Source organism: Rhodococcus sp. GB-02, from assembly GCF_053470465.1.
In genome coordinates, this window is record NZ_JBPUKE010000001.1 from 1,369,715 (window position 1) to 1,381,553 (window position 11,839).

The window sequence follows — 11,839 nt, forward strand, 5'->3', positions numbered from 1 at the left end:
CCCGTTAGACTGAGGCCTCGTGAGCCGCATCCCGAATGTCCTTGCCAACCGATACGCCAGCCCCGAGCTTGTTGCTCTGTGGTCTCCCGAGTACAAGATCGTGCTCGAGCGTCAATTGTGGGTGGCGGTGTTGCGTGCGCAGGCAGAGTTGGGCATCGACATTCCGGCCGACGCCATCGACGACTACGAGCGCGTCATCGACAACGTCGACCTCGAGTCCATCGCAGACCGCGAGCGGGTCACCCGCCACGACGTGAAGGCGCGCATCGAGGAATTCAATGCACTCGCCGGTCACGAGCAGGTCCACAAGGGCATGACCAGCCGTGACCTCACCGAGAACGTCGAGCAGCTGCAGATCGTGCGTTCTCTCGAACACGTCTACAGCCACGGCATCGCCGTCGCCGCCCGCCTGGGTGAGCGCGCTGCCGAGTACTCGTCCATCGTGATGGCCGGTCGCTCACACAACGTCGCAGCTCAGGCCACCACCTTGGGTAAGCGTTTCGCTTCCGCCGCCGACGAGCTGCTCGTCGCGCTGACGCGTCTGCGCCAGCTGATCGACCGCTACCCGCTGCGCGGGATCAAGGGTCCGATGGGTACTGCTCAGGACATGCTCGATCTGCTCGACGGCGATGCGGCCAAGCTCGATCAGCTCGAAGCGAAGGTCGCCGAGCACCTCGGATTCGCGCACGTTCTGACCAGCGTCGGCCAGGTGTACCCGCGTTCTCTCGATCACGACGTCATCTCCGCGCTCGTCCAGGTCGGCGCGGGACCGTCGTCGTTTGCACACACGATCCGCCTGATGGCCGGCCACGAGCTGGTCACCGAAGGTTTCCAGCCCGGCCAGGTCGGCAGCTCGGCGATGCCACACAAGATGAACACCCGCTCGTGCGAGCGCGTCAACGGACTACAGGTGATCCTGCGCGGATACGGCTCCATGGCAGCCGAGCTCGCGGGTGCACAGTGGAACGAGGGCGACGTCTTCTGCTCCGTCGTGCGTCGCGTCGCTCTGCCGGACGCGTTCTTCGCGATCGACGGCATGTTCGAGACCTTCCTGACCGTGCTGATCGAGATGGGTGCCTACCCGGCCGTCATCGAGAAGGAACTGACGCGGTACCTGCCGTTCCTCGCCACGACGCGCGTACTGATGGCTGCCGTGCGCGCCGGCGTCGGACGCGAGACCGCACACGAGGCGATCAAGGAGAACGCCGTCGCAGTTGCACTCGCGATGCGTGAAGAGGGCAAGGAGCCCGATCTGCTCGATCGCCTCGCCGCCGACGACCGTCTGCCGCTCGACCGCGCTGCACTCGACGAGGCTCTGGCCGACAAGGCAGCCTTTGTCGGCGCCGCGTCGGCTCAGGTCGATGCCGTTGTCGCCGAGGTCCGGAAACTTGTCGACGCCCATCCCGAAGCTGCGGCGTACGCGCCGTCGCCGATTCTGTAAGGGCTACGCCCCCGTGCGCCTTTCTGGTAGTCACCACTACCGAAAAGGCGCACAGGGGCGGAGACCATGAACTGCATCTTCTGTTCCATCATCGCCGGTGAGGCCGAGGCCAGTGTCGTCTACGACGACGCGAATGTCCTTGCCTTCATGGATATTCGGCCGTTCACGTCCGGTCATCTCCTGGTCGTGCCCAAGCGTCACGCGAGCGGATTGTCCGCGCTCGATGCCGACGACGGTGCCAGGATCTTTGCCGTCGCACAGAAGATCGCCGCGGCGATGCGTACTGGGCCTCTCCCCATCGACGGAGTGAATCTGCATCTCTCCGACGGCGCTGTTGCGGGGCAGGAAGTCTTCCATGTTCATCTGCACGTCATCCCTCGAAATCGCGGTGACGGCTTCGGCCTGCGTGCACTACCTCGCACGCCCAATCGGGCAATTCTCGACAGCACGGCTGCTGTCATTCGCGGCGCACTGAACTAGCGGCACCGGCCTGGTTCACGGACGGCCGATCAGTTCGACAACGGAGTCCAGAAGGGCACTGCGCCAGCACAACCAGTCGTGGCCGCCGTCGAAGATCCGATACGACACTTGTGCCCCGGCGGCCTCCAACGCCTGGGCGACCGCTGCGCTGTGCCCGACCATGTCGGACTCGTGCCTACCTACTTCGAGGACAACGCGTAAACCGTCCGGCACGCCGTCGCGCTCGATGCGTGCGGCTATGTCTCCACCCGGCGGACCGTCCTCGCCGCGCTTCAAACCGGTTGGCCACCAGAATGAACCGGACCCGCTGGCGACCAGCGCGAAGTGTTCGGGAAACTCGAGTGCTGCGAACATCGAGGCCAGTCCGCCGAAGCTCTGCCCCGAGACCACGGTTCGCGTTCGATCAGACGAAAAGGGTGCGACGGCGCGTACTTGCGGAAGCAGTTCGTGGACGACTGCGCTCCAGTATTCGCGGTTGCACGGCAATTCTTGCGAACGGCGTTGATTGTCAACGGAATCGACGGCCAGCAGAACGCAGGATTTCAGCTTGCCGGTCTGGACCGCACGATCGAAGGCGGCACCCGCGGGCATGACCTCGGCCCAGTGGCGCCCGTCGAGAAGTATCACGAGTGGGCGTTCTTCGAGCGGTGTCAGCCCGTCGTCCACGGTCTCGTAGATCCACACCGGGCGTTCAACACCCAATGTCGAACTGTCCCAGGTGAGCTGTGCCGAATTCCTGAAAACCGGAGCATCCCAACCGAACTGGTCCGGCGCCATGGGCATCTCGGCGACGGAGCGTCTTGTGTCCACGCCCGCGGAGAGCGGATTGAGTGGGTCGGCGATTCGGTGTTCGAGCAGCCCCAACCAGCGGGTGCGGCGGGTCGAGTCTTCCTTGCCTACTCCTGGATAGTCGAACTCGTCGACTACGGACTTCGATACCGGGATGATGCTGTAACTACTGCGCCAGGTGTTCGAGACGTCGGCAGAGTAGAACCACACCGGACTGTCACCGATCCGCTGCATCACGCTGAGTTGTTCTGCGTGATGGTCGGTCAGCGAATTTGCATCCAGATAGACGCGCTCGACCTCAGTCTCTTCGGGCTGACGCCAGAGGAAGGTGACTCGAACAGTCTGTGTATCAACATTTTCGATAATCGGCGTGCCTTGTTGCACTATCCGATTCCAGGACGTCTCGATGTCGGGCGAAGTCGCAAGGGAAGTGGACAGTTCAGTCACCGCCTGAGTTAGCATGAGCACAGCCTAACCTAATTTGATGGGCTTTTGAATTCGAGGAGTGGTCCGCCAGTGGGCGTCACAATGAAAAGATCACGCACCCTGAAGGTGCTCTCCGCAGTCTTGGTAGCAGGGTTCGCCCTCGCCGGATGTAGTTCTGCGGATGCCGATAGTGATGCTGATTCAGCTGCATCGCAGGGTAATTGGCCACGAACCGTGGAATCGCCGAAGGGGTTGATGGAGATAGCGTCGAAGCCGGAGCGGATCGTCTCGACCAGTGTGACGCTGACAGGCACGCTGTTGTCGATCGACGCTCCGGTGGTGGCTACCGCATCGACGGGACCGAACACCGACGTATCGGACGCCCAGGGGTTGTTCACACAGTGGGGCGACATTGCTCGAGAACGTGGACTCGCGGTGCTGCCGATGGGCGGTGCGAACGCAGAATCCGTTCTGGCGCAAAACCCGGACCTCATCGTCGTCTCGGCGACTGGAGGTGACTCCGTCGTCGATCTGTACGAACAGTTCACGGCCATCGCGCCGACAATTGTGGTGGACTACGGCGGAAGTAGTTGGCAGGAAGTCGCCGCAGTGCTGGGTAAGGCGACCGGCCTCGAAGACAACGCCGCGGCGACGGTCGCGAGATTCGACAGTGCGGTAGAGGCTGCCAAGGCCAAGATCACGCTTCCACCGCAGCCGACCACTGCCCTGGTCTACTACGAGGACGGCAGCGGTGCCAACATCTGGACGCACGAGTCCGGGCAGGCGAAGTTGCTCACGGCGATGGGTTTCACGGTCGCTGACATTCCCAAGTCTGCGAAGAGCAGTGAATCGATGGGTAAGCGTAAGGACATCATCCAGGTCTCGGCCGAGAATCTCTACGACGGAATCGCGGGCAATACCCTGATCTTGGTCAGCGCCGACGACGGCGCGGTGAAGGCGGTCGAGGGACTTCCCCTGTTGGCTCAGCATCCGGCGATTCGTGATCACCATGTCTATGCCGTGGGGCTCGATACCTTCCGTCTCGACTACTACAGCGCAACCAATATGGTGAACCGGTTGGTCGAACAGTTCAGCTGATCCGTAAGTACTAGTACTTCCACTCCGAATTAGTCCTTTGGTAGGACCCGAGAATCGAACATTTCCTTCACATTCGTCGAATGTGTGACCAAGTGGTGCGGGCATGCCACCATGAACGTCAATCATCGGATGCGGAATGGGGAGTGGATGTTCGACTCGGCTGGTCAGAATGCCCCGGGGCAAGTCCTGGCATCGCGAGGCTGGGGACGTTTCAGCCTGAACAACCCGGCTACTGCGGCGGTGATCGTCGGTCTGTTGAGTGTGCCCTGGGTGTTCGGCCTCGCCAGTCTCAAGTCGGAATCCGAGACGAGCAATCAAGTACTGAGCGATCCGGCAACCGTTGTCGGCATTATGTGTTTCCTGACGGTGTTGACTGTTGTGGCGTGTGCGCGCCGTCGGTACCCGATCGCGTACTACCTGCTGACGTTGGCAGGATCCGGCGGGTTGATGCTCTTCCTCGGCAGTCGATCGCTCGGGGCCACACCGCTATTCTGGTTCGCGATCATGGCAGTGTCCATCCGGGTGACAGGCATGCGCCTGGTCGGACTGCTGGTCCTCGGAATGGCGATGGACGTGATCATGGCGATGTACACCACCGAACGGGACGGGCTGACGGTCGCCGAGGTTCAGGTGGGGGAGTTGCCCCACCTGTTCCTCGAGCCGGCAGCGAACACCGTCACGAGTTTTCTGGTCATCGGCGCCATGGGAAAGATCGTCGCGCGTCTGCGAAAGCAAGCAGCGGAGAACAGTCAGGCAGTAGCGGATCTGCACCGGGACCGCGAACGCAAGATCGCGAATGCCGTTGTCGCCGAACGGCAGGACATGGCACGTGAGTTGCATGACGTCGCGGCTCACCACATGACCGGCATGATCATCCAGGCGCGTGCCGCCGACAAGTTCTTCTCGAGCAATCCCGAACAAGCGCAAGCCCTGCTGGGCGGCGTCATCGAGCAGGGGCAGCGGGCCCTCAACAGCTTGCGGCAGATCGTGGGGATCCTTCGCCTGGGTGAGGAAGACCCCGATTTCCCGACACCCATGGTCTCCGACATCGACGAGTTGGTGGATGACTGCAGGCGCACCATCTCGTCGATCTCGTTGGAGAAAGTCGGCCGCTTCGACGACTTGGACAGCGGAGTTCAGTTGACCTGCTACCGCATCGTGCAGGAAGCGTTGTCGAACGTCCTTCGCCATGCGCCGGGCAGTGAGTCGAAGGTGCGTCTGAGCCGAGAAGCCGGCGCGGTGCGGGTGCGGGTGATCAATACTCTCGGAAGTTCTCGCCCGGCCTCCGACGGGCAAAACCTCGGAATTGTGGGAATGCGCGAACGCGCGACGCTCATGGGTGGTCAACTGGACGCTGGACCGAATTCGGAAGGTGAGTGGGCTGTGCAGGCACTGGTGCCGGTGAACGGGAGGATCAACGCATGATCGATGTCCTTATTGCGGACGACCAGCAGGTGGTACGGCAGGGGTTCGAGCTGTTTCTCTCCGGGCACCCCGAGATTCGCGTCGTCGGGCATGCCAAGACGGGAGTCGAGGCGTACGAGCAGGTGCGTGCACTGCGTCCGGATGTCGTACTGATGGATATCCGCATGCCACACGGCGACGGGTTGACTGCGACCAGGGAGGTTCTCGCCGAGTTTCCGGCGACCCGCGTTATCGTGATCACCACGTTCGATCTCGACGAGTACGTTTTCGAGGCGCTCGACAGCGGCGCCGCAGGATTCTTGCTCAAAGACGCCGATCCCGAAGAGCTCTCGTCGGCAGTGTTGACCGTGGCCGAGGGTGGCTCGGTGCTCTCTCCGAGATTGACGTCGAGACTGATCGTGGAGTTCGCGCGGCGCAAGCCGGCACCGATGTCCACGGCGCGCTCCGGATCGGATCACGGTCTCAGTGCGCGTGAAATGGATGTGGTGCAACTTCTGGCACAAGGCTTGGGAAACAACGACATCGCGGATTCTCTCAGCCTCGAGCAGAGCACGGTGAAGTCGCACATCAGCAACATCTGCAAGAAGCTACAGGTGCGAACCCGTGTGCAGATCGTCATCTGGGCGTACCGAAACAACGTGATCGCCGTATCGCGCTGACGCACGGGACGCTGCCGCCCCATCCGGCACGGCACGGGCAGAGAAGTACACGTGCCCCGGGTTCGGCCCCTCGTCGAACCCGGGGCATCTGTGTCGCTCAGCCCAGCAGCTTGGCTTTGAGCGTCATGACGGTCACCGGGCTCAGGCCCAGGCCCTCGGTCAGATAGCGATCGACCGACCCGTAGGTCTGATCCAACTGGGCGAGGCCGGCATCGAGATAGCTTGCCTCGACACCCAATAGAGGCTCCATGTTGACGGCCATCTGCTCGCCCAAGCTAGCCGCGATGCCCGCGCGTGTGGCCTTCATGCCTTCGGCGGTGTACTCGTTGGTCAGCAGGTAGTCGTTCACGATCACCGAGCGGTCGACGCCGGCGATGCTCAGCAGCAGAAAGGACGTCCAGCCGGTGCGGTCCTTACCTGCAGTGCAGTGGAAGACCTGTGCACCTTCAGTTTCCGCGAGGCCGGTCAGCAACTGCGCGAACCCGGCCCGCTCCGTCGTTCCGGTGACGAAGGCGCGGTTCATGTCCTGCATCATCGATCGTGAGTCCTCGGGGGACTTGATCTTCGCGACCATCTCGGCGATGTTCCCGGACAGGATCGGAATGTTCTCGTACGCAACCCCGTCGGGCAGGACGTCCGGCTTGCTGGCGATCTCGGGTGCCGTGCGCAGATCGTAAACCTTTGTCAGTCCAAGCTTTTCGAGAATGCTCATGTCATCGCCCTTGGGCGTGATCGCGTTCGCGCGGTAGAAGACACCCTTGTTCACGGGCAGACCGAAAGTTCCCGAGTATCCTGCGCCGGTGCCTGCGACATCGCGGAAGTTGTCGATCCCGTTCAGCCGCGGGGCATCTGGAGTTTGATCGGAACTGCCGAAGCTGCTGGAGCCTAGATCCAGTGAGCCGAATTGTGGAGCCGAGGGGACAGGTTCGGCGTGTGCGATCGAGGCGCCGAAACCGGTGATGAGAAAGCTACTGGTCAAGGCAATGGTCGCGGCAGACCGTAGTGAGTAGGTGCGCGTGGATCGGGACATGTCTGAGCCCTTCGTCGAGCGGTGAGAGTGGCGAGTCGATGAGGTATCGCGAAGGCAAGGTAGCGAGTTCGAGTGCCCGATTCGAGAAGAATCTTGCTTTGCTCCCTCTCAGTGGGAGGCGTATTGCGCAGGCTCGCTCGCTTACCGAGTAGTGCGCCGTGCGTTTTCGCCTGACTGCATCGGAAGGGGGTTCATTCCTCGGGACCTGTGTTTGTGTAAACACCCCGTGCGCTGATATTGGTTAGCCTCACCAAATTAATTCCGGTGCAGTTCCGGTTCGTCCAGATGGAGTTCAACATGCGGGTTCAAGGTCTGTCGCGGGTTCGCCGCGCAGTGGTAATCGGTGCAGCAGCCGCGTTGGCAGTAGGCGTCGCCGGATGCAGCAACTCCGAGGAGGCGTCGACCGAATCTTCGACGACGGCCGCGAGCTCGCAGACCCGTGTCTTCGAGGCACAGAACGGATCCATCGAGATCCCGAGCGATCCGCAGCGGATCGTGGCCTGCGGATACGCGGTTCTGCCGTTGATCCAGGCAGGAGCAGATCTGGCTGCGGTGTGCGAGTGGACCCGTGAACTCGGCAACATGGACGACAAAACCAAGGCCGCTTACGAAGCCCTGCCGAAGGTCGCACCCGATGGCAACGTCTCCCAGCTCAACTACGAGGGAATCGTCGCTGCCGAGCCTGATCTGATCATCATGGGTGTTCCCGCTCGCGTCGAAAGCCAGTTGGACATGGCTCAGCTCAAGGCTGCTGCTCCGGTCGTCTTCCTGGGGCCGACGGTTCCCGCTGATTGGCGCGTGTTGGGTGAGAAGTTCGCCGACGCCGCCAATGTTTCCGACACCTACGGTGAGTTCAAGGGCGAGTACGACGCTCGCACCACCGAATTGGCCGCGAAGTACAAGGACAAGCTCGGCTCGCTCACCTTCGGAGGCGTGTGCAACGTCTGCAAGCCCGAGGCTGGGACGTTCTCCCGCGAGTACGCGTCTTCGTACACGACCAATCTCTTCGACGGACTCGGCCTGCAGTTCCCCGGCACCCCTGCTGACCCTGCTGACATCCACAACGAACAGGTATCCATCGAGAAGATCGGCGAGAATCTCGGAAATGTCGACGTGATCGTCTACGGCCTCAACGCCGACGGCTCGATGTCTCCGCAGCTTCAGGAACTGGTCGATTCCGAGCTGTGGAAGGAACTGCCCGCAGTGAAGGCCGGCAACGTCGTCCAGGTTCGGCATTCGTTGGCAGCGACCTATCAGACGGCTCTTCTGACGCTGGATTCGATCGACGAGGGCCTGTCGAAGCTGCCCGCAAACCGGTAGTTCATCGACTGTGACAGTGGCCTCTCGCCCAGTGGCGAGGGGCCACCTGCATATCCGGGTGAACAGGGCGGACAGCTCTCCGAACGGCGAGGACGCTTACCAGTCCCGGCTACCGGGGTTCTGTACGAACTGCGAACGCCCGATAGGGTGACCGGGTGCGTCCTACACTTGATTCCTACACTCATCTGGCCGGTGGCAAGGTCCGTGACCTTTACACGATCGACGACGAGCATCTGCTGCTTGTCGCGAGTGATCGGATCTCGGCCTATGACCACGTGCTCAGCACACCGATCCCGGACAAGGGCCGCGTTCTCACCGCGATGAGCGTGTTCTTCTTCAACGTCCTCGGTGGCACCAACCATCTGGCCGGCGAGCCCGACGACGATCGCATCCCGGAAGAGGTGCTCGGCCGGGCTCTCGTCGTGCGCTCCCTCGACATGGTTCCCGTCGAATGCGTCGTCCGTGGCTTCCTCACCGGCTCCGGCCTGGTCGACTACAACAACACCGGCGCAGTGTGCGGCGTCGCATTGCCCGAGGGCCTTGTCGAGGCGTCGCGGCTGCCCGACCCGATCTTCACCCCGGCGTCCAAGGCGGCTCTCGGCGATCACGACGAGAACATCAGCTTCGAGCAGGTGGTGGAGAAGGTCGGCCTGAAGCTGGCCGTGCAGCTTCGCGAGGACACTCTCGACGTCTACGCCCGCGCCTCCAACTTCGCAGCCGATCGCGGAATCATTCTCGCGGACACCAAGCTCGAATTCGGTCTCGACTCCGCTGGAAACCTCGTGCTCGCCGACGAGGTGCTCACCCCCGACTCGTCCCGCTACTGGCCCCTCGAAGGTTACGAGGCAGGCAAGGTGCAGCCCAGCTTCGACAAGCAGTTCGTCCGCGACTGGCTCACGAGCCCCGAGTCCGGTTGGGATCGAAGCTCGGACACGACACCGCCGCCGTTGCCGCAGGAAATCGTCGATGCGACTCGCGCACGCTACATCGAGGCGTACGAACGCATTTCCGGGTTGTCCTTCGACGATTGGGTCGGTCCCAGCGCATGAGCCTCGTCCCGCCGGTCGCAAAGAAGGTCCCCGTCGAACGTACCCATCACGGACACACGTTCGTCGATGACTACGAGTGGCTGCGGGACAAGGACACTGCCGAGGTAGTCGCGTACCTCGAAGCCGAGAACGCGTACACCGACGAGCAGACAGCCGCTCTCGAGCCGTTGCGCGAGAAGATCTTCCAGGAGATCAAGTCGCGGACGCAGGAAACCGACATGTCGGTACCCACACGCATGGGCAAGTGGTGGTACTACTCACGCAGCGTGGAAGGCAAGTCGTACACCGTCCAGTGCCGGTGCCCCATTACCGGTGAGGACGACTGGACTCCGCCCAACCTGACGCCTGGCGTCGAGCTGGCCGGCGAGCAGATCCTCATGGACGGCAATGTCGAAGCCGAAGGGAACGAGTTCTTTTCACTCGGCGCGTTCTCCATCAGCGAGGACGGCACGTTGCTCGCGTACTCGGTCGACATCGTCGGCGACGAGCGATACACCTTGCGGTTCAAGAACCTCGAGACCGGCGAAATGCTCGCCGACGAGATTCCCGACACCGCACCCGGCGCCACCTGGGCGATCGATCACAGTCACGTCTTCTACATGACCGTCGACGACTCCTGGCGTCCGGACACCGTGTGGCGTCACAAGCTGGGAACGCCGCAGAGCCAAGATGTTTCGGTCTTCCACGAGCCCGACGAGCGTTACTGGGTCTCCGTGGGTTCGACTCGCAGCGAGAAGTACCTGATGATCTGGGTCGGGTCCAAGGTGACCAGCGAAGGCTGGATGCTGGAATCGGCGAATCCGGAAGGCGACTTCCGCGTCATCATCCCGCGTCACGAAGGCGTCGAATACGGGGCCGAACACGCGGTGATCGGGGGAGAGGACCGCTTCCTCATCCTCCACAACGACGTCGTGGACGGAGTCAAGGCCGAGAACTTCGTGTTGGTGGAAGCTCCGGTATCGGATCCGACGAACATGACGACGCTGATCGAGCACAGCGCCGACGTTCGTCTGGAAGAAGCCGAAGCCTTTGCCGGACACCTCGTCCTGAGCTACCGCCGCGAGGCTCTCACTCGGGTTGCCGTGTGGCCGTTGACCGCTGACGGCTACGGCGAACGTCACGAGATCGACTTCGACGAGGAACTCTTCAGCATCGGGATGGGGTCCAACCCGGAATGGGCGCAGCCCACTATCCGGCTCGGCTTCACGTCCTTCATCACTCCCGGGCAGGTGTACGACTACTACGTCGCCGGTGGTGAACTGGCACTGCGTAAGTCGCAGCCCGTTCTCGGTGACTTCGATGCGAGTAATTACGAGCAGCGCCGCGACTGGGCTGTGGCCGACGACGGCACCCGCATTCCGCTCTCGATCGTGAGGCGCGTTGGTGCCCCCGAAGGTCCCGCACCGTTGTTGTTGTACGGCTACGGCTCCTACGAGGCGAGCATCGACCCGTCGTTCTCGGTTGCCCGGCTGTCGTTGCTCGATCGCGGTGTCGTTTTCGTGGTTGCACACGTGCGCGGCGGCGGCGAGATGGGCCGTCACTGGTACGAAAACGGTAAAACGCTCACGAAGAAAAACACCTTCACCGATTTTGTCTCTTGCGCAAAGCATTTGATCGACACCGGTGTCACAGCCGCTGATCGTATGGTTGCCGACGGCGGTAGTGCGGGTGGATTGCTGATGGGGGCTGTCGCCAACCTCGCTCCGGAACTGTTTGCCGGCATTCTCGCGAATGTTCCGTTTGTCGACCCGCTGACGTCGATTCTCGATCCGTCATTGCCGTTGACGGTCATCGAGTGGGACGAATGGGGAGACCCGCTGCACAACAAGGACGTCTACGACTACATGCGCTCGTACAGCCCGTACGAGAATGTGGAAGCCAAGGACTATCCCGCCATTCTTGCGATAACGAGCATCAACGACACCCGTGTTCTGTACGTGGAGCCGGCCAAGTGGGTCGCAAAACTGCGCGCCACGAAGACCGGTGACGCTCCGCTACTTCTCAAGACCGAGATGAGCGCCGGACACGGCGGTGTCAGTGGTCGTTACGAGAAGTGGAAAGAGGTCGCGTTCGAGTTCGCCTGGGTGCTGGACACCGTGGGCGCGAACTAGCCCGGTGTCAA

The 11,839-nt window shown here is 62.1% G+C and carries 10 protein-coding genes; 8 read left to right on the plus strand and 2 right to left on the minus strand.

All coding sequences use genetic code 11. The features are described 5' to 3' along the window. Positions 1-19 precede the first annotated feature (19 nt). On the plus strand, positions 20-1,441 hold the full coding sequence (purB, locus tag ACSW29_RS06485) for an adenylosuccinate lyase (protein WP_317828394.1): 1,422 nt from the start codon (positions 20-22) through the stop codon (positions 1,439-1,441). 66 nt (positions 1,442-1,507) lie between these two features. Further along, a complete protein-coding gene (locus ACSW29_RS06490; RefSeq protein WP_347871715.1) occupies positions 1,508-1,921 on the plus strand; it encodes an HIT family protein in 414 nt (137 codons plus the stop codon). Between the two features lie 15 nt (positions 1,922-1,936). Here the strand turns inward: ACSW29_RS06490 and fes are convergent, their stop codons facing one another. After that, positions 1,937-3,172, minus strand: a complete 1,236-nt coding sequence (gene fes / locus ACSW29_RS06495) for an enterochelin esterase (protein WP_347871714.1) — start codon at positions 3,170-3,172, stop codon at positions 1,937-1,939. A gap of 54 nt (positions 3,173-3,226) precedes the next feature. Between fes and fepB the strand changes: the two genes are divergently transcribed. From fepB to ACSW29_RS06510, 3 genes are all read left to right on the plus strand, one after another. Then, positions 3,227-4,234 carry a Fe2+-enterobactin ABC transporter substrate-binding protein gene (gene fepB, locus ACSW29_RS06500; protein ID WP_317828397.1) on the plus strand — a complete coding sequence of 336 codons (1,008 nt, stop codon included), beginning with the start codon at positions 3,227-3,229 and terminating at the stop codon, positions 4,232-4,234. A gap of 147 nt (positions 4,235-4,381) precedes the next feature. Beyond that, positions 4,382-5,659 carry a sensor histidine kinase gene (locus ACSW29_RS06505; RefSeq protein WP_230814941.1) on the plus strand — a complete coding sequence of 426 codons (1,278 nt, stop codon included), beginning with the start codon at positions 4,382-4,384 and terminating at the stop codon, positions 5,657-5,659. Beyond that, positions 5,656-6,318 carry a response regulator transcription factor gene (locus ACSW29_RS06510; RefSeq protein WP_317828398.1) on the plus strand — a complete coding sequence of 221 codons (663 nt, stop codon included), beginning with the start codon at positions 5,656-5,658 and terminating at the stop codon, positions 6,316-6,318. The genes ACSW29_RS06505 and ACSW29_RS06510 overlap by 4 nt, the downstream gene beginning before the upstream one ends. A gap of 97 nt (positions 6,319-6,415) precedes the next feature. Here ACSW29_RS06510 and ACSW29_RS06515 read toward each other — a convergent pair whose 3' ends face one another. Continuing rightward, the gene (locus ACSW29_RS06515; protein WP_448276876.1) at positions 6,416-7,348 is read right to left on the minus strand and encodes a tyrosine-protein phosphatase; all 933 of its coding nucleotides are present in this window, start codon (positions 7,346-7,348) and stop codon (positions 6,416-6,418) included. A gap of 285 nt (positions 7,349-7,633) precedes the next feature. Here ACSW29_RS06515 and ACSW29_RS06520 point away from each other — a divergent pair, with 285 nt between their 5' ends. The 3 genes from ACSW29_RS06520 (at position 7,634) to ACSW29_RS06530 (ending at position 11,828) form a co-directional block, all read left to right on the plus strand. Continuing rightward, positions 7,634-8,668 carry an ABC transporter substrate-binding protein gene (locus ACSW29_RS06520; RefSeq protein WP_448277411.1) on the plus strand — a complete coding sequence of 345 codons (1,035 nt, stop codon included), beginning with the start codon at positions 7,634-7,636 and terminating at the stop codon, positions 8,666-8,668. Between the two features lie 155 nt (positions 8,669-8,823). After that, on the plus strand, positions 8,824-9,717 hold the full coding sequence (locus ACSW29_RS06525) for a phosphoribosylaminoimidazolesuccinocarboxamide synthase (protein ID WP_050655449.1): 894 nt from the start codon (positions 8,824-8,826) through the stop codon (positions 9,715-9,717). Then, positions 9,714-11,828 (plus strand): S9 family peptidase, encoded by a 2,115-nt coding sequence (locus ACSW29_RS06530; RefSeq protein ID WP_448276877.1) that lies wholly within the window; start codon positions 9,714-9,716, stop codon positions 11,826-11,828. The genes ACSW29_RS06525 and ACSW29_RS06530 overlap by 4 nt, the downstream gene beginning before the upstream one ends. Positions 11,829-11,839: the final 11 nt, after the last annotated feature.

Excerpts from the sequence above, each read along its gene's own strand:
- ACSW29_RS06530 (WP_448276877.1), top strand. The coding sequence starts at position 9,714 with ATGAGCCTCGTCCCGCCGGTCGCAAAGAAGGTCCCCGTCGAACGTACC.
- ACSW29_RS06520 (WP_448277411.1), top strand. The coding sequence starts at position 7,634 with ATGGAGTTCAACATGCGGGTTCAAGGTCTGTCGCGGGTTCGCCGCGCA.
- ACSW29_RS06490 (WP_347871715.1), top strand. The coding sequence starts at position 1,508 with ATGAACTGCATCTTCTGTTCCATCATCGCCGGTGAGGCCGAGGCCAGT.
- ACSW29_RS06510 (WP_317828398.1), top strand. The coding sequence starts at position 5,656 with ATGATCGATGTCCTTATTGCGGACGACCAGCAGGTGGTACGGCAGGGG.
- fes (WP_347871714.1), bottom strand. The coding sequence starts at position 3,172 with ATGCTAACTCAGGCGGTGACTGAACTGTCCACTTCCCTTGCGACTTCG.
- ACSW29_RS06515 (WP_448276876.1), bottom strand. The coding sequence starts at position 7,348 with ATGTCCCGATCCACGCGCACCTACTCACTACGGTCTGCCGCGACCATT.
- ACSW29_RS06505 (WP_230814941.1), top strand. The coding sequence starts at position 4,382 with ATGTTCGACTCGGCTGGTCAGAATGCCCCGGGGCAAGTCCTGGCATCG.